Genomic DNA, 22,140 nt, shown 5'->3' with positions numbered 1-22,140 from the left:
CTCATGATCTAGAGACAGGGGATGGGCCATTGGCCCATCCCGTAGAACGCATACGGAAAAGGGAAGACCCTTAACCTTCGTCCTCAACTGCATCCAGCAGTTCCATGTTCAGGCCGAGGCCACGGACTTCTTTGACCAGAACGTTGAACGATTCCGGTACACCTGCTTCAAAGTTGTCCTCGCCCTTGACGATAGACTCGTACACTTTGGTCCGGCCGGCGACGTCATCCGATTTGACGGTGAGCATCTCCTGCAGGGTGTAGGCGGCGCCGTAAGCTTCCAGAGCCCAGACTTCCATCTCACCAAAGCGCTGACCACCGAACTGCGCCTTACCACCCAGCGGCTGCTGGGTAACCAGGCTGTACGGCCCGGTCGAACGCGCGTGGATCTTGTCATCCACAAGGTGGTGCAGTTTCAGCAGGTACTTGATGCCTACGGTCACCGGACGCGCAAACTGCTCACCCGTACGACCGTCGAACAGAACCGACTGACCACTTTCCGAGAAGCCCGCACGCACCAGCGCATCGTTGACGTCAGCCTCTTTGGCACCGTCAAAGACCGGGGTCGCGATCGGAACACCGCGGGTTACGTTACCCGCCGCTTCGATCAGGTGACCTTCGTCCATGCCGGCAATGCCTTCTTCATAGACATTATCGCCATAGGCCAGCTTCATGGCTTCACGAACCGGGGTCAGGTCGCCGGACCGGCGGTATTCACCCAGAGCGTCATCGATGTTCAGACCCAGACCACGTGCGGCCCAACCCATGTGGGTTTCAAGGATCTGACCAACGTTCATACGCGACGGAACACCCAGCGGGTTCAGACAGAAGTCAACCGGTGTACCATCAGCCAAGAACGGCATGTCTTCCATCGGAACAACCTTAGAGATCACACCTTTGTTCCCGTGACGGCCAGCCATCTTGTCACCCGGCTGAAGCTTGCGCTTCACAGCGATGAAGACTTTGACCATCTTCATCACACCCGGCGGCAGGTCGTCGCCACGGCGGACTTTCTCGACCTTGTCCTCAAAACGGGCGTCCAGAGCACGCTTTTGCACTTCGTACTGCTCGTTCAGAGCCTCTACGATCTGCGCGTCCTTCTCGTCTTCCAGCGCCAGCTGCCACCACTGACCGCGGGTCAGCATTTCCAGCAGGTCCTCGGTGATCACCGAACCCGGCTTGACACCTTTGGGGCCTTTGACCGCGGTTTTACCCATGATCAGACCTTGCAGACGCGCATAGATGTTGCGGTCAAGAATGGCCAGCTCGTCGTCCCGGTCACGGGCCAGACGTTCGACTTCTTCCCGCTCGATCTGCAACGCACGTTCGTCTTTTTCGACGCCGTGACGGTTGAAGACACGCACTTCGACAACTGTCCCGTAATCACCCGGCTTCACGCGCAGCGAAGTATCGCGCACATCAGATGCTTTTTCGCCAAAGATGGCGCGCAGCAGCTTTTCTTCCGGGGTCATCGGGCTTTCGCCCTTCGGAGTGATCTTGCCGACCAGAATATCGCCCGGCTCAACATCCGCGCCGATGTAAACGATGCCAGCCTCGTCGAGGTTGCGCAGCGCTTCTTCACCGACGTTCGGAATGTCGCGAGTGATTTCTTCCGGACCCAGTTTCGTGTCACGGGCGGCGACTTCGAATTCCTCGATATGGACCGAGGTAAAGACGTCATCACGCGCGATACGTTCCGAGATCAGGATCGAGTCTTCGTAATTGTAGCCATTCCACGGCATGAACGCGACAACCACGTTCTTACCCAGGGCCAGCTCACCGATATCGGTCGATGGACCATCGGCGACAACCTCACCCTTCTGGACGGTGTCACCCACTTTGATCAGCGGACGCTGGTTGATGCAGGTGTTCTGGTTCGACCGCTGGAATTTGCGCAGACGGTAGATATCCACACCAGCGTCGCCCAGTTCCAGATCCTCAGTCGCACGAATAACGATACGCTGAGCATCAACCTGGTCGATGATACCGGCACGTTTCGCCTGGATCGCAGCACCCGAGTCGATGGCAACCTTTTCCTCGATACCGGTGCCGACCAGCGGCGCCTCGGCCCGCAACAGCGGAACCGCCTGACGTTGCATGTTCGAACCCATCAGGGCGCGGTTGGCGTCGTCGTTTTCAAGGAACGGGATAAGCGAAGCAGCGACCGATACCAACTGTTTCGGCGATACGTCGATCAGGTCCACATTCTCGGACGGCGCTAGCGTATAGTCACCCGACTGGCGGGTCGACACCAGGTCGTTCTTGAACTTGCCACCTTCGTCAAGCTGAGCATTCGCCTGCGCAACAGTGTGGCGCATTTCCTCGGTCGCGGACATATAGTGGACTTCGTCGGTAACCTGGCGCTCTTTGACAACGCGATAAGGTGTTTCGATGAAGCCATACTTGTTCACGCGAGCAAAAGTAGCCAGCGAGTTGATCAGACCAATATTCGGACCTTCCGGCGTTTCAATCGGACACATCCGGCCATAGTGGGTCGGGTGTACGTCGCGCACCTCAAAGCCCGCACGTTCGCGCGTCAGACCACCGGGGCCAAGCGCCGAAAGGCGGCGTTTGTGGGTGACCTCCGACAGCGGGTTGGTCTGGTCCATGAACTGTGACAGCTGCGACGAGCCGAAGAATTCGCGGACAGCAGCCGCAGCCGGTTTCGCGTTGATCAGATCCTGCGGCATTACCGTGTCGATCTCGACCGAGGACATACGCTCTTTAATCGCGCGCTCCATGCGCAGCAGGCCGACGCGGTACTGGTTTTCCATCAGCTCGCCGACGGAACGCACACGACGGTTGCCCAGGTGGTCGATATCGTCGATATCACCTTTGCCGTCGCGCAGCTCAACCAGGGCCTTGATGCAGGCCACGATATCTTCGCGACGCAGAGTGCGCAGCGTATCGGGTGCATCCAGGGCCAGGCGCATGTTCATCTTCACACGACCAACAGCCGACAGATCATAACGCTCACTGTCGAAGAACAGCGTGTCGAACAGGGCCGAGGCCGCTTCGACGGTGGGCGGCTCGCCCGGGCGCATGACCCGGTAGATGTCCATCAGAGCCGTGTCGCGGCCCATGTTCTTGTCCTGCGCCATAGTGTTGCGCATGTAGGGGCCGACATTGATGTTGTCGATGTCCAGAACCGGGATTTCGGTGATGCCTGCGTCGATCAGCTCTTTCGCTGTTCCGCCGATCAGTTCACCGTCTTTGTCGTATTCCAGCGTCAACTCGTCACCGGCTTCGACATAGATCGCACCAGTTTCTTCGTTGATCATGTCTTTGGCGACGAATTTGCCAACGATGTGTTCAAATGGAACCAGCAGGTCGGTGACCACACCCTCGTCGATCAGTTTTTTGACTGCGCGCGGAGTGACCTTCTTGCCAGCCTCGGCAATCACTTCACCGGATTTCGCGTCAACCAGATCATAAGTCGGACGGGTGCCGCGAACACGCTGCGGGAAGAACGGTGTGACCCAGCCCTTCTTCTTGTCCAGCTTATAGGACACCGTGTTGTAATAGGCGTCCATGATCGCTTCCTGATCCAGACCCAGCGCATACAGCAGGGTTGTCACAGGCAGTTTACGGCGGCGATCGATACGGGCGAACACGATGTCCTTGGCGTCGAACTCGAAGTCCAGCCAGCTGCCGCGATACGGGATGATGCGGCAGGCAAACAGCAGCTTGCCCGAGGAATGCGTCTTGCCCTTGTCATGGTCAAAGAACACACCGGGCGACCGGTGCATCTGGGACACGATCACACGCTCGGTGCCGTTCACGATGAACGTCCCGTTCGGTGTCATCAGGGGCATATCGCCCATGAACACGTCCTGTTCCTTGATGTCTTTGACCGACTTGGCGCCTGTGTCCTCATCGACATCAAACACGATCAAACGCAGAGTTACCTTCAGCGGTGCGCTGTAGGTCATGTCGCGCTGCATGCACTCTTCGACGTCATATTTGGGTTTTTCCAGATCGTATTTCACGAACTCCAGAACGGAGGTTTCGTTGAAATCCTTGATCGGGAAAACCGATTGGAACACGCCTTTGATGCCTTCGCCGTCTGTGGGCACATCTGCATCGCCGGAGCGCAGGAATAGATCATAAGAAGATTTCTGTACCTCAATGAGGTTCGGCATCTCCAGCACTTCGCGGATTTTGCCGTAATATTTACGAAGACGTTTCTGGCCAAGGAACGTTTGAGCCATGTCAGATGTCACCTTTCGATGTTCTCAGCGGGCAAAGACACCGTCGGGCCCCGGCGCCTTGCACATTAGAGACGACACGTCCGGATCAATTCGTGGCCACCGTCCCGAATGGTGGCCTCCCGATCCGCGAACCGCGTCTTAGAAAACGCCCCAACCCCTGAGGCCCTTTCTAAGACAGGTTCGGCTGGACCCGGATTTCTCCGGATCCAGCCAAATCTTGCGGCGCATCAGTGATGCACCTGTCGAATGGCTTAGGCCAGCTCGACTTCGGCGCCAGCTGCTTCCAGCTTGCCTTTGACTTCTTCGGCTTCGTCTTTCGACACGCCTTCTTTGATCTTGCCGCCAGCTTCGACCAGTTCTTTGGCTTCTTTCAGGCCCAGACCGGTGATGCCGCGAACTTCTTTGATCACGTTGATTTTCGAAGCGCCGGCGTTCTTCAGAACGACGTCGAATTCGGTTTTTTCTTCCTCAGCTGCGCCACCGGCGTCGCCGCCAGCTGCCATGACAACTGCGCCGCCGGCTGCGGGCTCGATGCCATATTCGTCTTTGAGGATGGTTTTCAGTTCTTGTGCTTCCAGCAGGGTCAGACCCACGATGCTTTCTGCGAGTGCTTTCAGATCAGCCATTTTATCAGCTCTTTCCGTTTACAGTGTGTGTTCCAACGTCAGGGTATTCACCCTACGCAGATCAGTCAGTGCCAACCGCTTACGCAGCTTCCGCCTTCTCTTCGATGGTGGAAAGGATGCTTGCGATGTTGCTTGCAGGTGCGCCAATTGCGCCAGCGATGTTCGAAGCAGGTGCGCCCAGCATGCCCGCGATAGTAGCAATAAGCTCCTCGCGCGAAGGCATTTTGGACACGGTTTCGACACCGGCACGATCCAGAGCGTTCTCACCCATTGCACCGCCAAGAATTTCGAACTTTTGGTTCTCTTTGGCGTAATCCTGGGCCACTTTGGCTGCTGCCACAGGGTCCTCGGAATAGGTCAGAACGGTCATCCCTGTCAGCAGGTCAGCTATGCTTTCACACGGCTTACCCTCAAGGGCGATTTTGGCGAGCCTGTTTTTGGCAACACGCACGGAGCCACCCGCGTCACGAGCACGTGCGCGAAGGTCCTGCATCTCGGCAACTGTCAGACCGGCGTAGTGAGCAACCACTACGACGCCAGAGCTTTCGAAGATTTGGCCGAGCTCGTCGACCACTTTCTCTTTCTGGGCTCTATCCACAGTTTTCTCCAAGTTAGGGGCGATATCTCACCCCGGCTCATATTTGCCGCAGCTTTCGCTCCGGCGTTCAGGTCCGTTGTTACGGGATTGCCCAAAATGCGCCCGAGGGTGGGACCCTCAGAAATCTTTGGTCTTACCCGTCTCAGGCAGGGAATTAAGGGGCCAAATGGCACCACCCACCGTCTTGGACGAAACAAAATAAAGCGCACGACGAATCGCACGCTTTACTCCGCAGTTCTCTTTAGGGCAGTTGCGAGGGGTTTCCAAGGGCAAAATGGCCTGCAATATCGGATTGAGCCAAACGGCGCCAAGACCCCCTGTTCAACGTCCGAGATTGACATGCTTCCTGTGCTGAGGTCCTGTCAAGCAACGCCCGCCCTGAGCCAAAAAAATCCTGCCCGAATGCTGACCCTGACTGACGATGAACACAACCGCGCAACCGAGTTTGTGCAGGAATTCTCAGACCACACCCTATCCGGGCGGTCGCTGGGGTTTACATGCATCTACCGGTCACATGATTTTCCCGACACGCGCATGGTCCTAAAGCTTACGGGGGCAGTACAGGATTATGCGCTGAAGATCGACACGATGTCCCCGACCTCGGGCAGGTTGCAGAAAGAGTTCGCGCTGTTGACCACTCTGTCGCGCTATTTTGAACAAAACGAATCCGGGCGGGTGATACAGCCAATTTACCTGTCGCCGGGGCACAATTTCTTTGTCACCGAGTTCATCAGCCGCCCAACTGCAGCTGAGTTTATTCATAACAGTCAGGACGACGATCAGGTTGCCCAGATATATCGCCGTGCCGGGGCGTGGCTACATGACCTTCACGGCTTTCAGCCCGCCATAGAATACGCGTTTCGCCCGCGCTGGATGACCCTCAGCATTCACGAGCTTCTGAACGCCGTGCCGCAGGAGATTGTGGCACAATCCCAGGCCATGGCCGACGTGCTGACCGAAACCGCCCAGCATCTGAAAGGCATTGTCGAAGCGCGGGTGTTTTCGCATGGGGATTTTCACGGCCAGAACCTGATTGTCGGTCAAGGCGAGATGATTGGCCTTGATTTCACCGAAGCAAGTGAAAAACTGGCCGTTTACGACATTGTCGATTTCCTGAAATCCGATGTTTTTCGGGATGCACCGGCCTCGGAAATCGATCGAAGCGGGATCATCAAAGCCAACAAGGCGATGTTCATGCGCAAATACAGGCATCCAATTCACCTGGACATCCTGGATTTCTGCATGTGTGCCCGATTGCTGAAAGACTGGTTGGCGCTCTGGCAGATCGGTCACATCTGCAGCCCCTATGAAGAAGACAGGCGACACCGCCTGGGCATTCGACTGCAAGCCGCATTTCAGCACTGGTGACTGATTTGGAACGCATTGTTTAGATGACATAAAAGTGTAGCCCAATTTAGGCGGGCTGCCGGTTGACTATACCCCAGTTAGATCACTTATATCGCGCAAAAATCGTGACTGGCTTTCAACAAGATTCGCCAGAGTTAAAAAGTTTCGAAGGGACTGATCGAACAGATGGTACTCCGTAGTTTTTTTGCGCAGGACAGTGATGGCCTTGTCATTGCGTCAGGCTCGCCCTCGGGCACCCCAGGCGATCCGATCATCAACAACTCGGACACGCCGAACGGCACCATCTTTACCTATTCCGGTGGCTTTGGGACAACCGTGACGCTTAATGACACCAGTGGCGGGACTAATACATTTAATGATGACCAGACATTTGGCCATGTCATCACCGACGGCGGCGGAATCGTGGCCGACGGCACACCTGTCGAAGCGGAATCGATCATCACTGTGCGTGCCCTGGACACGAACGGGAACCCAATCGGGCCCGAGATCGATGTCTATGTGTTTTCTCAGAACGGAGTAACGTCAGATGTCTGGGGCTTTGCGACCTCGGCGCCGCTGACGCCAGGCACGTCTTATGTCAAAACGACGGGCTCGAACATCGGTACGTCAGATTATACTGACTATATCACCTGTTTCGGCTTGGGCACCTTGATCGAAACCGCAGACGGCGAGGTTCAGGTTCAGGATCTGAGGCAGGGCCAGCGCGTCTGGACCCGGGATGGCGGGTTGCAACCCATACTCTGGATCGCAACCACCGAGGTTCACGGACGCGGCCCTTATGCGCCTGTCGTGATCGAGGCAGAGGCAATCGGAAACACACAAGAACTGGTTGTGTCGCAGCAACACCGGGTGTTGATCACATCCCCGGCCATCGACATGCTGTTTGCAGCGCCCGAGGTATTTGTCGCGGCCAAGCATCTCGCCGGTCTTCCCGGTATTTCGATCCAGGAAACCGAGCGCGTCGCCTATACGCATTTCATGTTCGACCGTCACCACATCGTCCGCTCGAACGGCGCGTTGACGGAAAGCTATTATTACGGCGACACCGCGAAGAACGCGCGCTCGTCACCTCAACGTGCTGAAATCTTGTCGCTGTTCCCGTCGGTAGATCATGCCAGAGACGCGTTCAGGCATACGGCGGCGGCGACAATCGGGGCGCGTGAAGCCAGTGTAATGCGCGCTTATCTCTGACTTGGGCGATAGACCCGGTGTTTCAGGTGATACCGTGACATTTGCCATCAAAGGTCTGTTCAATGTACGCACAGCATTTGGATTGTCCGGCCGCCATATTCAAACTCTTCAACAAAAAAAATCCCGGATGGTTCGCACCACCCGGGACCAAATCTTCGCAAATCCGCGTTAAGGCTTATTCGCCCGAGGCGGTCGCCACGTCCAAAGTCACGCCGGGGCCCATGGTCGAGCTCAGCGCGATTTTCTTCATGTAGGTGCCTTTGGCGCCTGTCGGCTTGGCTTTGGCAACGGCCGAGATGAAAGCACGGACGTTTTCAACCAGCTTGGCTTCGTCGAACGACGCTTTGCCGACACCGGCGTGCACAACGCCGCCTTTTTCCGCCTTGAACTGAACTTCGCCACCTTTGGCTGCTTCCACGGCCGCTTTCACGTCCATGGTCACGGTGCCAACTTTGGGGTTCGGCATCAGGTTGCGCGGACCCAGAACCTTACCCAGACGACCAACGATCGGCATCATGTCCGGGGTTGCAATGCAGCGATCAAATTCAATGGTGCCGCCCTGGATGGTTTCCATCAGGTCCTCTGCGCCAATGATATCCGCACCGGCCTCTTTCGCCTCGTCCGCCTTGGGGCCACGAGCGAAAACAGCAACGCGCATCGACTTGCCGGTGCCATTCGGCAGACCAACAACGCCACGAACCATCTGGTCTGCGTGACGGGTGTCAACGCCCAGGTTCAGAGCGATCTCGACGGTTTCGTCGAATTTCGATGTTGCGTGGGCTTTGACCAGTGCAACCGCTTCTTCCACCGACAGTTCTGTCTTGCCAGCGAAAGCTTCGCGCGCAGTGCGCGTACGTTTACCGAGTTTTGCCATCTTACTTCACCTCGATGCCCATAGAGCGGGCCGAGCCCAGGATGATCTGCATTGCGCCTTCGACGTCGTTGGCGTTGAGATCTTTCATTTTGGCTTCGGCAATTTCACGCACCTGCTTCGAGGTCACGGATGCCACGGTCTCACGACCTGGGTTTTCCGCGCCACGAGGGCGGTTACGCTTGCCAACCGGCTTCAGGCCAGCTGCTTTTTTCAGGTAATAAGACGCAGGCGGCGTCTTGATGTCCATTGTAAAGGACTTGTCCTGATAATAGGTGATCACGGTCGGGCAAGGCGCGCCTTGCTCCATGTCTGCGGTCTTGGCGTTGAACGCCTTGCAGAATTCCATGATGTTGATGCCGCGCTGACCCAGCGCCGGACCAACTGGCGGCGACGGGTTCGCCTGACCTGCAGGAACCTGCAGTTTCATTGTACCAGCAAGCTTCTTGGCCATTTGGTTTTCCTTTCAACCTAGGTGAAACGCGTCTCACCCTGTTTATGTTGCGTGGTCCGATCCGGGATCGCGATCCCAGTAACCTCCCACGAGAGAATCTCGCCCGAAGACGATAGAGGCGGCACTTACAGGGGAATTGTAGGGTTGGCAAGTGACCTATCCCGCCCCGATCGGGAACATCGAATCGAACCTAATAGGCTTCCCCCTGTAAAGGAATGCGGCCTGTCGGAGGTGTGGCAGTGCTGTCAGTTACCAAGAATACTAAGAACGCGAAAATACAGCGAAAACTTGAACAAGGAAGCCCGTCGGTTAGGATTTTGGCGCTTGTATCAAAAATACTCGCGGCTGTGCTATACTCTGAAAAAATACTTGTTTTTAGTGGAGGTTGATTATGATCATTCGTTTTATTGCAACGCTTGGCATCGCGTTCTCTTTATCAGCGACCGCACCGCAGACTGCGCGCGCCGATGCTGGCGAAATTTTGGGCGGCGCGGTCGTCGGCGGAGTCATAGGCTACGCGATTGGCAAAGACCAACAGAGGAAACAACAGGCCCGGACGACGACAAGAACTACCCGGACCTACCGGCCGGGCATCCCGTCGACCTCACAAGGCGCTCAGACCCAAACGGCACTCAACTATTTTGGCTACAATGCCGGAAGGGTCGATGGTCAAGTCGGTCGCGGTACCCGCACAGCGATCGAACGCTACCAGGCTTCAATGGGTTATCCTGTAAATGGTTATGACTTCCAGCCTTATCAGTATGACTTCCTGAATCAGGCATATTACTGGGCGACCAGCGGCGGACAGGCCGCGACCCAACTCTCGGGCCAACCTCTTCTGATGGCGTACCGCCGACAGATTCAAACCGGGACTACTCTGGCTGCGACCCCTCAGGTAGCGGCGCCAGCCACCCCGGTTGTGACACCGCAGCAGCCGGTTGTTGCGCCCCAGTCGGAAGCCGCTCCTGCGACCAGCACGACCGAAACTGCATCTAACAGCTTGCCAACGCTTTTTTCCGGCGGGACTGCGCGCCCGTCGCTCGCCAATCGCTGCAGTGCGGTCATGCTCCAAACCTCAACCAATGGCGGGTATACGACACTGGCAAATATGTCCGATCCTGATTTCGCACTCAGTGAACAGTTTTGCCTCGCCCGTAGCTACGCGATGGCGCGTGGCGAGGATCTGATGCAGAACATCCAAGGATTGACGCCGGATCAGGTAAGCGCCCAGTGCAATTCTTATGGCGAAACCTTGGCGCCGCAGGTCATTGCGCTTTCCCTAAGCTCTAAAGCAGACGCTGAAACTCAGATGCGCAAATACGCGTTGGATACTGGACTTAGCCCCGAAGATCTTGCCGCGACAAGCAAGGTTTGCCTGGCGTTCGGCTACCGTCAGGACAATATGAATACTGCGGTTGGCTCCGCTCTGATGTTGGTCGCAATGGGCGAACCTGCCTATGGAGAGCTAATTGGACATCACCTTCGTGAAGGCTTTGGCGTCCAGGAGCGCCGCGATCTTTCGATGCAGTGGTATGACGCGAGCCTTTCGGCACTGGACGCCGGATCACAGGCTGTCTTCTTGCCGTCCCAATCCGACCGCCCGCAACTCTTGCGAGCTGCTATGATACAGGCGCAATAAGTCGATACGCGACGCAGTGCCGGTCCTTAAGCGGCTGAAACAAAAAAAACGCCGCGGTGCCAATGGCATCGCGGCGCTTCTAATTTCACTGAAAGCTTCCTCAGCTCTGCTTGGTAACCTGCATGAAGTCCAGCTCGACCGGGGTTTCCCGGCCAAAGATCGAAACCGAAACTTTCAGTTTCTGGTTGTCGTCGTCCACGCCTTCGACCATGCCGTCGAAATCCTCGAACGGGCCGTCGTTGACCTTGACCTTTTCTCCGATCTCAAAGCTGATCATCAGCTTGGGCGCTTCTTCGCCTTCCTGAACACGGTTGAGGATCTGGTTGACCTCGGCATCGCGCATCGGCATCGGGCGGCCCTGGGGGCCCAGAAAACCGGTGACCCGGTTGATCGAGTTGACGAGGTGATAGCCCTGATCTGACATTTCCATATGCACCAGCACATAACCGGGCATAAAGCGGCGTTCGGTCGTGACCTTCTTGCCCCGGCGCACTTCAATCACCTCTTCGGTGGGCACCAGAACCTCGTCGATATCGTCCTCAAGACCCTGCTCGGCCACCGACGTGCGGATCTGCTCTGCGATCTTCTTTTCGAAATTCGAAAGAACGCTGACCGAGTACCACCGTTTCGCCATGAACCTGTCGTCCTTGTTTGCCTTAGGCCGCATCCAGAGTGCCGGACGCGCCGTCATTGAAATTCTGTCACGTCACCCGGAATAAAAAGCGGCGCGCAGCCCGAATCGCCGCACGCCCATTCCGAATAGTTCCGCGTCACCTACTCTGACATTGCGCGCTGTGCAAGGGGGCAGAGGCGTTTCCGCGCGCTCGGTTCGGGCTTATCCGAAGGCGCTCAGCACGAATTGCAGACCCCAGCGAATGCCCAGATCAACCAGCGCAAAGAAAACAGCTGTCAGCGCCGCCATGATGAACACCATGACCGTGGTCAGCAGCACCTCGCGACGCGTCGGCCAAACGACCTTCGCAACTTCGGCGCGGACTTGCTGAATGAACTGGATCGGATTCATAGTTGCCATTTGGCTTGGTTCTCTCTGCTAGCGGATGGGCCGGACATAACCGGGCATTGCGGCAATTTCAAGAGCGCTCAGCGCCACGTCTCAGGGCTTGGGATTGTCGTCCCATTCATCGCTCAGGATGCGCCGGGCGTCACCCTCGGGATCGTCATACTGGTTAGAGCGTACCGTGTAGACAAACGCCACCAGGCCAACCCCGCCCAGAAACAGGGAAATCGGTATCAGATAAGCCAGAACTTCCATATCAACTACCTCAGGCGCAGAGCATTCAAGGACACGGTGATAGACGACGTCGACATTGCCAAGGCAGCAATCAGCGGTGTGGCCAATCCAATAACAGCCAGCGGCACCGCGATGATATTATAGATGGTCGCAATGCGGAAGTTCTCGCGAATCCGTTTGGTGGCTTTTACAGCCGTATCGCAGGCGTCCGCAATCGGTGCCAGATCGTTGCCCAGCAGAACGATATCCGACGCCACCCGTGCCGCGTCCAGCGCCGAGGCCGGAGAGATCGACACATGAGCCGCCGCCAGCGCGGCGGTGTCATTCAACCCGTCACCCACCATAAGAACATGATGTCCCTGATCCCGCAGGTCCTGTACATGGTCGGCCTTGTCCTGCGGCAGGGCTTGCGCGATCCAGGTTTCAATCCCCAACGTCCCTGCCAGCGCCTTGACCGCTCCGCGGGTGTCACCCGAAATTAGGATGACCTTTTTGTCCGCTTGGCGGAACGCCTGAACGGCCTCGACCGCGCCCGCGCGCAGCGTGTCAGTGAACACAAAGGGAACTGGCGCCTGCCCTTCTACGGACAACCAGGCGGCGGTCTGATCGCCTTCGGTGCCCCCAGTCCAGGCAGCGCGGCCCAAACGCGCGCGCAGGCCATGATAGGTGCCCTCGGTGCCGTATCCCGGCACCTCGGCGACGTCCTGCACTTTGGCAGGCTTGATCCCGGCCGCGCGCGCTGATTTTGCGAGAGCAACGGATAACGGATGTGACGAAGCCTCGGCCAGCGCCAGCGCGACCTCAAGATCAGTGCGGGCGTGATCGCCAAGATTAGTCAGTGCGGGCGTGCCGGAAGTAAGCGTGCCGGTTTTGTCGAACACGACCGTGTCCACCTCGGCCAGACGTTCCAGCGCGGTGGCGTGTTTGATCAGCATCCCCTTGCGGAACAAACGACCCGAGGCAGCTGTGGTGACCGCAGGCACGGCCAGACCCAACGCACAGGGACAGGTGATGATCAGAACCGCCGCCGCTATGTTCAGTGCGGTGCGGATATCACCGGAGTAAATCAACCAGCCCAGAAAGCTGAGCGCCGCCAGTATATGGACACCCGGTGCGTAAAGCTTGGCCGCCTTGTCCGCCAGCGAGGTATAGCGAGACCGCCCCGATTCAGCTATGGCCACCAGATCTGCCATCCGGTGCAGCGACGTGTCCTCGCCCACTGCGGTTGCGCGGATTGTCAGGGGGCCAGTCAGATTAACCTCGCCGGCGCTGACAGTCAGGCCCGCCTGCGCAAAGACCGGCAGGGTTTCCCCGGTCAACAGGGACCGATCCAGCTCCGACTGGCCCGAGACGACCTCGCCGTCCACCGGCATGCGGCCGCCGGGACGAACAAGAACCAGATCGCCAACGGAAAGCGCCGACACGGCGACGTTCTTTTCCGCGCCGTCGCGCAGCATGACGGCCCGAGGCACCTCAAGTGCGGACAGCTCTTCGGCGGCGGATCGGGCGGCGGCACGGGTGCGGTAATCCAGATAACGCCCGGCCAGCAGGAAGAAGGTCAGCGTCAGGGCCGCATCGAAATAGGCATGTTCTCCGCCAAGGGCGGTTTCCCAAAGCGAAGTGATCAGTGCCAGCAGGATCGCCAGAACAATCGGCACATCCATGTTCAGTCGACGCACGCGCAAGGCGCTCCAGGCGTTGGCAAAGAAAGGCTGGGCGGAAAAGGCAATTGCAGGCAGCGCAATGGCTGCCGAGATCCAGTGGAACATGTCACGCGTGGCATCCGCCGCGCCCGACCAGACCGAGACCGACAGCAACATCACGTTCATCGAAGCGAACCCGGCTACTGCCAGCCGCATCAACAGATCGCGCCCGGCCTTGTTTGCCTGCGTGGCCGACAGCGCGCCGGGGTCCAGCTCATGCGCTTCAAAGCCCGCCTGCTCCATCACTGGGATCAGGTCGGCAGCGGTCAGCTCTGGCGCGGCCTTTATCATCGCGCGTTTGAGGGTCAGGTTCACCCGAGCCTCTTCCACACCGGGCTGTGCGTTCAGCTCTCGCTCGACAGTAGCGATACAGGCCGAACAATGGATGCCCGGCAGGGACAGGGCAATCTGAACATCCTGCGGAACAGGTCGCGCCGGTTCCGCTGGGCTGGCAATGCACCCCGGGCACGCCGCCGTACCGGATGAAAGCTGCGTCGTCATCCGCTATCCCTTTACGTACAATGGCACACGCTGGGCGAACTCTGCGCCCTCGCTGTCTTTGGCCACCAGACGGATGTTCCAATTGCCCTTGCCCAGCACCGCAGGCGTGGCATAGGCCTGACCGTCAAAGGTGAAATCGGGCGAGAAGTCATCCTTTACATGCGTGGCCCGCCCCACAACGGCCTTCAATTCGGCCACCTGGACCGGGGCGCCGGTCCTGTCGGTGATATGCAGGATCAACAGCCCGCCCGATACCTCGGCCTGAATTTCCCACCCCAGGGCCTGATGTTCCTGCAGGCGGTCGTTGAACTCCTGACTGGCGACGTAAGAGTTTTTGACCTCAAGCCCCGGAAAGGTTTTGACCGCACTATAGGCCAGCACCAAATTCACAGTAATGATCACGCCGAAGGCCGCGACAAAGACCGCCAAGGCGTGCTTTCCGGTAAATTGACGCTGAGCCATCTTAGTTTCCTCGTCCGTTAAACGTGGTGTCCTTATAGGCACGCTCACCACTTTGCAGGTCTTCCACCCAGATGCGAACCGGCGTTGTGTCCGCGGCCGCCGGGCCGGTATCTTTCAACGCGACGATGTAAACACGCTGCAATTGCGTCGTGTCAGCCGTGACATTCACAGTATCAATGTTCGTCCCCTCGATCATCACCTGCATCGACGGATCGCCGGTCAGGGTCAGTTTGAACAGCCGGTCCTCTCCGTGTTTGTTGCGCAGACGCACATCATAGGTGTTGCGGATTGTGCCATCGGAAAGGGTAACAAAGGTCGGGTTGCGCACAGGCGCCACCGTCAGGTCGATATCCGAACGGATGAACAGCGCAAACAGCAGGGCAAAGCCAACCGCCGCCCACATCGCTGTGTACATGATCGTCCGGGGCCGCAGAATGTGTTTCCAGATATTCTTGGGCGGGTTCCCTGCCCGTTCACTGGCCTCATCACTCAGCGCCATATAGTCGATTAGGCCACGGGGCTTGCCAATCTTGGCCATCATGTCATCGCAGGCGTCAATGCACAGCGCGCAGGTGATGCATTCAAGTTGCTGACCATCGCGAATGTCGATGCCCACGGGGCAAACGTTCACGCAGGCCATGCAGTCGATGCAATCGCCCAACTCAGACTCTGCTGTGCGTTTCCCTTTACCGCGTGGCTCACCCCGCCATTCGCGGTAGCCAACGACCAAAGTGTCCTCGTCCATCATCGCCGCCTGAATACGGGGCCAGGGGCAGGCGTAAATGCAAATCTGCTCGCGCGCGAACCCGCCGAACAGGAAAGTCGTGCCTGTCAGGATCAGCACTGTCGTGTAAGCCACAGGATGGGCATTTCCAGTGACCAGGTCCCGGGCAAGGGTCGGTGCATCAGCAAAGTAAAACACCCAAGCCCCGCCGGTTGCCAGACCGATCAATAGCCAGGTTATCCATTTGGTGACCCGCATCCGCGCCTTGCGGAAATCCAGCTTTTCCTGACGGTGCAGCCGCAGGCGGGCATTGCGATCGCCTTCGATCCAACGTTCAACCAGAATGAACAGGTCCGTCCAGACCGTCTGCGGACAGGCATAGCCGCACCACACACGCCCCAGCGCCGAGGTAAACAGAAACAGCCCCAGACCCGCCATGATCAAAAGGCCCGCCACAAAATAGAACTCATGCGGCCAGATCTCGATCCAGAGGAAATAGAACCGCCGGTTTGCAAGATCCAGCAGCACAGCCTGATCAGGCAAGCTTGGCCCGCGATCCCACCGGAACCATGGCGTCACATAGTAGATGCCCAACGTGACCGCGAGAATGATCCATTTCAGATTTCGGAAAGGGCCGGAAACACGCCGGGGAAAGATGGGCTCCCTTGCAGCGTAAAGGCTGGGGGCGGGGTCGGAATCGCTCACGGGCTGGCTCCAGATATGGCTGTTTTTTTAGCGTCTTGTCCCAGATCACACAGGTAGTCTCTTTGACATGGGTCAAAAGAGCATCGCACAGACACCTTTTGTCACATCTGACCGACCTGTCGCCTGAGCCAGCCCACAAAGGTTTTGACCGCAGGGCGCATGGGCGCGGCACCAATAACTGTATAATATCCGCGCATGCCCGGTTCGCAAAACAATTCGATGATGCGACCTGCTTTGATATCGGCCTCGACAAAATGTCGCGCCGTGACGGTCACGCCCTGCCCGGCGCGCACGCCTTCCAGCAACAGGTTTCCCGGCAATGCGATGCGTCCGGCCCGGGGGCCGTGCTCGACCCCGTGTTCAGCCAGCCAGGTGGTGGCCTCGGTCGTACCAAATTCCTCAAGCCAGGGCAGTTGGCTCAGTTCGTCCGGTGTCATCTTGGTCTTGCCGCCCAACAACGCGGGCGCTGCGACGATCACAATCGGGCTTTGCAACAGCAGCTCGGAATCCACGCCCGGCCAGTGCCCCGCCCCGTAACGGATCGCCACATCCACGCCACCCGGGCCCAAACTGACCAGATTAGGTGAGGGGTCCAGCGCCAGGTGAACATTCGGGTGTTGCGCCTGAAACGCTGGCAGGCGCGGCATCAGCCACGAGGCCGCGAACGACGCCGTCAGCGAGATATGAACTGGGCGATCCTCGGTTGCGTGCATCAGATCGCTCACCGCCGCGCCAATTGCCCCGAACCCAAGGTGCAAAGCCCGCGCCAGCACCTCGCCCTCAGGTGTCAGGGTCATGGATTTTCCGGATCGGTCCAGCAGAGCGACGTTCAGATGTTTTTCAAGAGCGCGCAATTGTTGGCTGATGGCAGCATGGCTGACATTAAGGGATGCACCAGCCTGCACGACGTTTCTTGCCTCTGCAAAGGCAGAAAAGGCCTTGAGCGCGGCCAGTGGCGGCATCTTCATCCAGTCCATATGTAAGCCTTAGTTACATAAGTAAATGTCAATTGAGTCGCATTTTTCCGTCCGAAGATCAATCTTGAAACTCAGTAGAACCCAACTGAGGAGAGGTCAGATGCTCTCAATCCTTGCAAGAACATTCATGGTCGCCACCCAAACCCAAACAGGTAGTGGCACAAGGAAACGGGAATGGTTGCCCGAAGATCACTGGTGGAAGGAAAGCAAACGCACGTCGTATCTATCCGAAAGCAAAGGTCCTCTGGACCGGGTCGGATCGGATCAGTAGTCTGAGAAAACAGCACCGGCTGTTCAGGAAACGCGCGAACAGATCGAACAGCCGGTGCCTCAACCTTCGGGCGGCAAACCGTCCGAAGGTATTCTTTTTCGCTGCTACTGGCCGCCACCCAGCTGGTGGACGTAAGCAGTGACAGCGCGGATTTGCGCATCGCTCAGGCGGTTTTCCCACGCTGGCATCACACCAAAACGACTATTTAAAACTGTCTGAGTTACGGCTTCTTGGCTGCCTCCATACAGCCAGATGGCATCAGTCAGATTCGGTGCGCCCTGGAAGACATCGCCAGTCCCGTCTTCGCCGTGACAAGCGGCGCAATTGTCTTCGAAGACAACCTTTCCAGCTTGTGCCGCCGCATCGTCGGTTTGCGCATTGGTCAGTGACATGACGTACTGAACCACCTGCGTAATCTCTTCACGTTCAAGGATCTCACCAAAGGCTGGCATCTCGGAGTAACGCGCATCGTCGCTTTCCTCGTTGCGGATACCATAGGCAACGGTGGTCTCGATATCCTCGAGCGAACCGCCCCAGAGCCAGGCGTCATCCAGCAGGTTCGGGAAGCCCGGCGCACCTTGCGCACCAGAACCGTGACACTGCGCGCACCATGTGCGGAACACAGCACCGCCAGCGTTTACCGCGTATTGCTGCAGCTCCGGGTCCTTCGAGATGTCTTCCAGCGGTGTTTCCACCAGACGGGCATTCCACGGAGCGTTGGCCTCCTGGAATGCAACCAGTTCTTGCTGCGCTTCCCCGCGCGAGGACCAGCCGGTCACACCAGCCGTTGCCGACTGAACCAGAGGCCATGCGGGGTACATGATCGTGTAGATCACAGCCCAGAAGATCGTGGCGTAGAACGTCCACAGCCACCAGCGTGGCATCGGATTGTCGAACTCTTCGATTCCGTCCCAGGTGTGGCCAGTGGTGTTCGGATCACCCGGCTGCTTTTCAGGTGTCTTGCTCATTTCCTCGCCTCCTCGGATGTGGCGGGTTTGTCTTGATGACGGAACGGGATGTTGGCGGTGTCCTTGTATTCCTTGCTGGCGCCGGGGCGGAAGACCCACACAACGATGCCGACAAAGAAGACAAACAGGACCAGCAGCATCCAGCTATCCGCGAACTGCCGTAAGAGAGTATAGTCTTCCATCACACCCTCCTTTAGCGGTTTGCATCCGGGGTGAAGGTCGAAAAGTCGACCAGCGTTCCCAGCATCTGCAGATAAGCGACCAGCGCATCGGCTTCGGTCAGTTCAGACTGACCATCGAAGTTACGAATGCTGACCTTTTCACCATAACGTTCCAGCAAACCGTCATAGTCGCTGTCCGGATCCGCCTGAGCCCGGAAATCCGCCTGGGCGTTCTCCAGCATCTCATCGGTGTAGGGCGTGCCAACAAGTGCGTTTGCGGCCAAAACATCACCGATATACTTGCCGTCGATGATGCGGTGTTCGAGGAAGCCATATTTCGGCATCACCGATTCCGGCACAACCGACTGAGGATCCCGCAGATGGTCCACATGCCACTGGTCCGAATACCGGCCACCGACACGCGCCAGGTCAGGCCCGGTCCGCTTTGACCCCCACTGGAACGGGTGGTCATACATTGACTCGGCCGCCAGGGAATAATGGCCATACCGTTCGACCTCATCCCGCATGGGCCGGATCATCTGGCTGTGGCAGACATAGCAACCTTCGCGGATATAGATATCACGCCCAGCCATTTCCAAGGGGGTGTAAGGGCGCATACCCTCCACCTTTTCGATCGTGTTCTCAAGATAGAACAGTGGGGTGATCTGTACGATGCCACCGATGGTTACGACCAGGAAGCTGAATACCAGCAAGAGGGTCGCGTTGGTCTCGAGGATTTTATGTTTGTCGAGCATTGCCATTGCGCCGGCCCTCCTTATTCAGCCGGGACCGCGACGGTCAGGCTGGCCTCTTTGGCCGGCGCTTTCCGCACAGTCATCCACAGGTTGTAGCACATGATCAATGCACCAGCGACGAACATCACGCCACCCAAAGCACGCACCACATACATCGGGAACTTGGCAGCTACGGTGTCAGCGAACGAGTTCACCAGGAAACCGTTGGCATCCACTTCGCGCCACATCAGGCCTTCCATGATACCGGTGACCCACATCGACGCGGCGTAGAGCACGATGCCGATGGTGGCGAGCCAGAAGTGCCAGCTGACCATCTGCAACGAATACAGACGCTCACGCTTCCACAGGACAGGCACCAGGAAGTACAGCGCACCAAAGGTGATCATGCCATTCCAGCCCAGCGCACCCGAATGCACGTGCCCGATGGTCCAGTCGGTGTAGTGGCTAAGGCTGTTGACTGCGCGGATCGACATCATCGGGCCTTCGAACGTAGACATGCCGTAGAAGCCGACCGAGATCACCATCATCCGGATCACCGGGTCTGTGCGCAGCTTGTCCCACGCGCCCGACAGGGTCATCAGACCGTTGATCATACCGCCCCAGGACGGCATCCACAGCACGATCGAGAACACCATGCCCAGCGTCGATGCCCAGTCAGGCAACGCGGTATAGTGCAGATGGTGCGGACCAGCCCAGATATACAGGAAGATCAGCGCCCAGAAGTGGATGATCGACAGCTTGTAGCTGAACACCGGACGTTCGGCCTGTTTCGGGATGAAATAGTACATCATACCCAGGAAACCGGCGGTCAGGAAAAAGCCCACAGCATTGTGGCCGTACCACCACTGGATCATGGCGTCTTGAACACCCGACCAGACGATGACCGATTTCGAGCCCCAGATGCTGACGGGGACGGTCATGTTGTTGACCAGGTGCAGCATGGCGACGGTGACGATGAACGCCAGATAGAACCAGTTGGCCACATAGATGTGGGGTTCTTTCCGTCTGACGATGGTGCCCAGATACACAGCCAGATAGGCCACCCAGACAACTGTCAGCCACAGATCAACATACCACTCAGGCTCGGCGTATTCCTTGGACTGTGTTCCGCCCAGAACATAGCCGGTCGCAGCCAGAACGATGAACAGCTGGTATCCCCAGAACACGAACCACGCCAAGTTGCCGCCCCAAAGACGCGCAGCGCTAGTCCGCTGCACCACGTAGAACGAGGTCGCGATCAACGCGTTGCCGCCAAATGCGAAAATCACCGCCGAGGTGTGTAGCGGGCGCAAGCGGCCAAAGTTCAGGTATCCCTGCGCCCATTCAAAGTTCAGTACCGGAAAAGCCAGCTGAAACGCGATGAAGGTCCCCGCCAGGAATCCGACGACTCCCCAAAAGGCGGTTGCGATCACGCCATAGCGTATCACGCCATCCATATACTCGCCTGAACGATCCGCAAGGATATCTGGCTCATCTGTGTTTCGAAGCGTCCAGATGAACAATCCACCGGCGATCAGCATCACCAGAATTGCATGCACCTGATACGCCAAATCCCGTGCATAATTGGTCCCGATCGCGGCAAACACCACGACCAGCCCAAGCACGATCAGCTTGATGTAATTTGACATATTGCGTCCCTTTGCCATGCCCTACGCGATTCTTTTTGTGTCGCAGGACCTGTTTGACTGGCTGCTGTTTTGTCCGACAGAGACCAGTGCTGCTTTGATCTGTGTCAAGACAATACCCTGATTTCTGTGACAATCCTATTTGAACAACTGGGCCAACCGGTCGCAGTCTGACGCGTTTTGAAAGCAAGAGGTCAAAATGGCTTACAAATCTCTTCTTACTGTGTTGACGGACACCAAACAGAGTGAGTCCGCGCTGGCACAGATGGCAGCACTGGCAAGCGCGCAGGACGGGCACGCCGAAGCCCTGTGTCTGGGTGTAGACCGCAGCCAGACCGGCTATTACTACGCAGGTGCAAATGCCCTGATCCTGCAGGAAACGCTGAATCGCGCCAATGCCGAGGCCGAAGAGGTCATGGCCTATGCCAAGGATTACCTGGTCAAGACCGGAACGCGCTGGTCCGCCGAAAGCGGCGTGGCCCAGATTGCCGATATCGGACGTCATATTGCCCACCGCGCCCGGTTTTCGGATCTTGTCATCCTGCCGCGCCCCTACGGTCCTGATTGCGGGGCTGAGGCGGAACCCATTGTCGAGGCTGCCATGTTTGATGGCCACGCTCCGGTTTTGATCACACCAGACGAAGCAACACCCTTTGATCGCCCTCGCACAATCACCATCGGATGGAATGAAAGCGTCGAGGCCATGCGGGCCATTCGCCGCGCGCTGCCGTTCCTGTTACAGGCTGATCTGGTGCGGATCGTCGTAATCGACCCGCCGCGCCACGGCCCTGACCGTTCTGACCCCGGCGGGATGCTGTCGCAAATGCTGGCACGTCACGGAGTAAAGTGCGAAATCGACGTGCTGAGCAAAACCATGACGCGCGTGTCAGACATCCTGAATCGCCATGCCCTGGATACCGAAGCGGATATGATTGTCATGGGTGCGTACGGTCACTCTCGGTTCCGCGAAGCCATTCTGGGCGGTGCCACGCGCAACATGCTGGAACAGGCCTCGGTGCCAGTATTCCTGACCCACTGAATACCAAGAAACCGCAGCTCAAAAACCGCCCTTAGGGGCG

Annotated in this window: 21 protein-coding genes; 5 read left to right on the top strand and 16 right to left on the bottom strand. The window is 57.7% G+C overall.

Annotated features, from left to right (window positions below; genetic code table 11):
- Window positions 1–70: 70 nt before the first annotated feature.
- The 3 genes from rpoB to rplJ all read right to left on the bottom strand — a co-directional run bounded on the left by rpoB (window position 71) and on the right by rplJ (window position 5,434).
- Window positions 71–4,210: a DNA-directed RNA polymerase subunit beta gene (gene rpoB / locus SJY13_RS17415; protein WP_377192673.1), complete on the bottom strand. Its 4,140-nt coding sequence runs from the start codon at window positions 4,208–4,210 to the stop codon at window positions 71–73.
- 251 nt (window positions 4,211–4,461) lie between these two features.
- Window positions 4,462–4,836: a 50S ribosomal protein L7/L12 gene (gene rplL, locus SJY13_RS17410; RefSeq protein ID WP_037314964.1), complete on the bottom strand. Its 375-nt coding sequence runs from the start codon at window positions 4,834–4,836 to the stop codon at window positions 4,462–4,464.
- A 79-nt stretch (window positions 4,837–4,915) separates the two neighbouring features.
- Window positions 4,916–5,434, bottom strand: coding sequence for a 50S ribosomal protein L10 (gene rplJ, locus SJY13_RS17405; RefSeq protein ID WP_085823303.1), 519 nt, complete (start codon window positions 5,432–5,434; stop codon window positions 4,916–4,918).
- A gap of 402 nt (window positions 5,435–5,836) precedes the next feature.
- Here rplJ and SJY13_RS17400 point away from each other — a divergent pair, with 402 nt between their 5' ends.
- On the top strand, window positions 5,837–6,802 hold the full coding sequence (locus SJY13_RS17400) for a phosphotransferase (protein WP_377192671.1): 966 nt from the start codon (window positions 5,837–5,839) through the stop codon (window positions 6,800–6,802).
- Window positions 6,803–6,967: 165 nt separating this feature from the next.
- Complete coding sequence (locus SJY13_RS17395; RefSeq protein ID WP_377192669.1) at window positions 6,968–7,993, top strand: Hint domain-containing protein; 1,026 nt, start codon at window positions 6,968–6,970, stop codon at window positions 7,991–7,993.
- 175 nt (window positions 7,994–8,168) lie between these two features.
- Here the strand turns inward: SJY13_RS17395 and rplA are convergent, their stop codons facing one another.
- A complete protein-coding gene (gene rplA, locus SJY13_RS17390) occupies window positions 8,169–8,867 on the bottom strand; it encodes a 50S ribosomal protein L1 (RefSeq protein WP_085823306.1) in 699 nt (232 codons plus the stop codon).
- A gap of 1 nt (window position 8,868) precedes the next feature.
- Window positions 8,869–9,318 carry a 50S ribosomal protein L11 gene (rplK, locus tag SJY13_RS17385; protein WP_085823307.1) on the bottom strand — a complete coding sequence of 150 codons (450 nt, stop codon included), beginning with the start codon at window positions 9,316–9,318 and terminating at the stop codon, window positions 8,869–8,871.
- A gap of 391 nt (window positions 9,319–9,709) precedes the next feature.
- On the opposite strand from rplK, the gene SJY13_RS17380 reads away from it, so the two are divergent.
- The gene (locus SJY13_RS17380) at window positions 9,710–10,957 is read left to right on the top strand and encodes a peptidoglycan-binding domain-containing protein (RefSeq protein ID WP_377192667.1); all 1,248 of its coding nucleotides are present in this window, start codon (window positions 9,710–9,712) and stop codon (window positions 10,955–10,957) included.
- A gap of 100 nt (window positions 10,958–11,057) precedes the next feature.
- On the opposite strand, the gene nusG is transcribed toward SJY13_RS17380, so the two are convergent.
- From nusG to SJY13_RS17345, 7 genes are all read right to left on the bottom strand, one after another.
- A complete protein-coding gene (nusG, locus tag SJY13_RS17375) occupies window positions 11,058–11,591 on the bottom strand; it encodes a transcription termination/antitermination protein NusG (protein WP_085823479.1) in 534 nt (177 codons plus the stop codon).
- A 201-nt stretch (window positions 11,592–11,792) separates the two neighbouring features.
- The gene (gene secE, locus SJY13_RS17370) at window positions 11,793–11,990 is read right to left on the bottom strand and encodes a preprotein translocase subunit SecE (protein WP_085823309.1); all 198 of its coding nucleotides are present in this window, start codon (window positions 11,988–11,990) and stop codon (window positions 11,793–11,795) included.
- 81 nt (window positions 11,991–12,071) lie between these two features.
- Window positions 12,072–12,230, bottom strand: a complete 159-nt coding sequence (gene ccoS, locus SJY13_RS17365) for a cbb3-type cytochrome oxidase assembly protein CcoS (protein ID WP_085823310.1) — start codon at window positions 12,228–12,230, stop codon at window positions 12,072–12,074.
- A gap of 5 nt (window positions 12,231–12,235) precedes the next feature.
- Window positions 12,236–14,413: a heavy metal translocating P-type ATPase gene (locus tag SJY13_RS17360; protein WP_377192665.1), complete on the bottom strand. Its 2,178-nt coding sequence runs from the start codon at window positions 14,411–14,413 to the stop codon at window positions 12,236–12,238.
- 3 nt (window positions 14,414–14,416) lie between these two features.
- Complete coding sequence (locus SJY13_RS17355) at window positions 14,417–14,875, bottom strand: FixH family protein (RefSeq protein ID WP_377192663.1); 459 nt, start codon at window positions 14,873–14,875, stop codon at window positions 14,417–14,419.
- Between the two features lies 1 nt (window position 14,876).
- On the bottom strand, window positions 14,877–16,304 hold the full coding sequence (gene ccoG, locus SJY13_RS17350; RefSeq protein WP_377192661.1) for a cytochrome c oxidase accessory protein CcoG: 1,428 nt from the start codon (window positions 16,302–16,304) through the stop codon (window positions 14,877–14,879).
- A gap of 101 nt (window positions 16,305–16,405) precedes the next feature.
- Complete coding sequence (locus SJY13_RS17345) at window positions 16,406–17,281, bottom strand: LysR family transcriptional regulator (protein WP_377192659.1); 876 nt, start codon at window positions 17,279–17,281, stop codon at window positions 16,406–16,408.
- A 100-nt stretch (window positions 17,282–17,381) separates the two neighbouring features.
- Here SJY13_RS17345 and SJY13_RS17340 point away from each other — a divergent pair, with 100 nt between their 5' ends.
- Complete coding sequence (locus SJY13_RS17340; protein ID WP_377192657.1) at window positions 17,382–17,552, top strand: hypothetical protein; 171 nt, start codon at window positions 17,382–17,384, stop codon at window positions 17,550–17,552.
- A 104-nt stretch (window positions 17,553–17,656) separates the two neighbouring features.
- Here SJY13_RS17340 and ccoP read toward each other — a convergent pair whose 3' ends face one another.
- Genes ccoP through ccoN form a run of 4 tightly spaced genes read right to left on the bottom strand, consistent with a single transcriptional unit; the run spans window position 17,657 to window position 21,064 of the window.
- Window positions 17,657–18,520 (bottom strand): cytochrome-c oxidase, cbb3-type subunit III, encoded by an 864-nt coding sequence (gene ccoP, locus SJY13_RS17335; RefSeq protein ID WP_377192655.1) that lies wholly within the window; start codon window positions 18,518–18,520, stop codon window positions 17,657–17,659.
- Complete coding sequence (locus tag SJY13_RS17330) at window positions 18,517–18,702, bottom strand: cbb3-type cytochrome oxidase subunit 3 (RefSeq protein ID WP_085823316.1); 186 nt, start codon at window positions 18,700–18,702, stop codon at window positions 18,517–18,519. The genes ccoP and SJY13_RS17330 overlap by 4 nt, the downstream gene beginning before the upstream one ends.
- An 11-nt stretch (window positions 18,703–18,713) precedes the next feature.
- Window positions 18,714–19,442, bottom strand: a complete 729-nt coding sequence (ccoO, locus tag SJY13_RS17325) for a cytochrome-c oxidase, cbb3-type subunit II (protein WP_377192653.1) — start codon at window positions 19,440–19,442, stop codon at window positions 18,714–18,716.
- Window positions 19,443–19,456: 14 nt separating this feature from the next.
- Window positions 19,457–21,064, bottom strand: coding sequence for a cytochrome-c oxidase, cbb3-type subunit I (gene ccoN / locus SJY13_RS17320; RefSeq protein ID WP_085823480.1), 1,608 nt, complete (start codon window positions 21,062–21,064; stop codon window positions 19,457–19,459).
- Between the two features lie 196 nt (window positions 21,065–21,260).
- Here ccoN and SJY13_RS17315 point away from each other — a divergent pair, with 196 nt between their 5' ends.
- Window positions 21,261–22,100 (top strand): universal stress protein, encoded by an 840-nt coding sequence (locus tag SJY13_RS17315; RefSeq protein WP_377192651.1) that lies wholly within the window; start codon window positions 21,261–21,263, stop codon window positions 22,098–22,100.
- The last annotated feature ends 40 nt before the right edge of the window (window positions 22,101–22,140 follow it).

The sequence above is a fragment of the Ruegeria meonggei genome (assembly GCF_042768335.1).
Classification (GTDB): domain Bacteria; phylum Pseudomonadota; class Alphaproteobacteria; order Rhodobacterales; family Rhodobacteraceae; genus Ruegeria; species Ruegeria meonggei.
Note: the sequence above shows the minus strand (reverse complement) of the source record. Positions and strands in the feature narration are given on the sequence as shown.

Bases quoted from the DNA above. Each gene is read 5' to 3' on its own strand.
- SJY13_RS17400 (WP_377192671.1), top strand. From the start codon at position 5,837: ATGCTGACCCTGACTGACGATGAACACAACCGCGCAACCGAGTTTGTG.
- SJY13_RS17355 (WP_377192663.1), bottom strand. From the start codon at position 14,875: ATGGCTCAGCGTCAATTTACCGGAAAGCACGCCTTGGCGGTCTTTGTC.
- SJY13_RS17395 (WP_377192669.1), top strand. From the start codon at position 6,968: ATGGTACTCCGTAGTTTTTTTGCGCAGGACAGTGATGGCCTTGTCATT.
- ccoS (WP_085823310.1), bottom strand. From the start codon at position 12,230: ATGGAAGTTCTGGCTTATCTGATACCGATTTCCCTGTTTCTGGGCGGG.
- ccoO (WP_377192653.1), bottom strand. From the start codon at position 19,442: ATGGCAATGCTCGACAAACATAAAATCCTCGAGACCAACGCGACCCTC.
- SJY13_RS17360 (WP_377192665.1), bottom strand. From the start codon at position 14,413: ATGACGACGCAGCTTTCATCCGGTACGGCGGCGTGCCCGGGGTGCATT.
- rplA (WP_085823306.1), bottom strand. From the start codon at position 8,867: ATGGCAAAACTCGGTAAACGTACGCGCACTGCGCGCGAAGCTTTCGCT.
- secE (WP_085823309.1), bottom strand. From the start codon at position 11,990: ATGGCAACTATGAATCCGATCCAGTTCATTCAGCAAGTCCGCGCCGAA.
- SJY13_RS17340 (WP_377192657.1), top strand. From the start codon at position 17,382: ATGCTCTCAATCCTTGCAAGAACATTCATGGTCGCCACCCAAACCCAA.
- SJY13_RS17380 (WP_377192667.1), top strand. From the start codon at position 9,710: ATGATCATTCGTTTTATTGCAACGCTTGGCATCGCGTTCTCTTTATCA.
- rplK (WP_085823307.1), bottom strand. From the start codon at position 9,318: ATGGCCAAGAAGCTTGCTGGTACAATGAAACTGCAGGTTCCTGCAGGT.
- nusG (WP_085823479.1), bottom strand. From the start codon at position 11,591: ATGGCGAAACGGTGGTACTCGGTCAGCGTTCTTTCGAATTTCGAAAAG.
- SJY13_RS17315 (WP_377192651.1), top strand. From the start codon at position 21,261: ATGGCTTACAAATCTCTTCTTACTGTGTTGACGGACACCAAACAGAGT.
- ccoN (WP_085823480.1), bottom strand. From the start codon at position 21,064: ATGTCAAATTACATCAAGCTGATCGTGCTTGGGCTGGTCGTGGTGTTT.
- ccoP (WP_377192655.1), bottom strand. From the start codon at position 18,520: ATGAGCAAGACACCTGAAAAGCAGCCGGGTGATCCGAACACCACTGGC.
- SJY13_RS17330 (WP_085823316.1), bottom strand. From the start codon at position 18,702: ATGGAAGACTATACTCTCTTACGGCAGTTCGCGGATAGCTGGATGCTG.
- rplL (WP_037314964.1), bottom strand. From the start codon at position 4,836: ATGGCTGATCTGAAAGCACTCGCAGAAAGCATCGTGGGTCTGACCCTG.
- SJY13_RS17345 (WP_377192659.1), bottom strand. From the start codon at position 17,281: ATGGACTGGATGAAGATGCCGCCACTGGCCGCGCTCAAGGCCTTTTCT.
- rpoB (WP_377192673.1), bottom strand. From the start codon at position 4,210: ATGGCTCAAACGTTCCTTGGCCAGAAACGTCTTCGTAAATATTACGGC.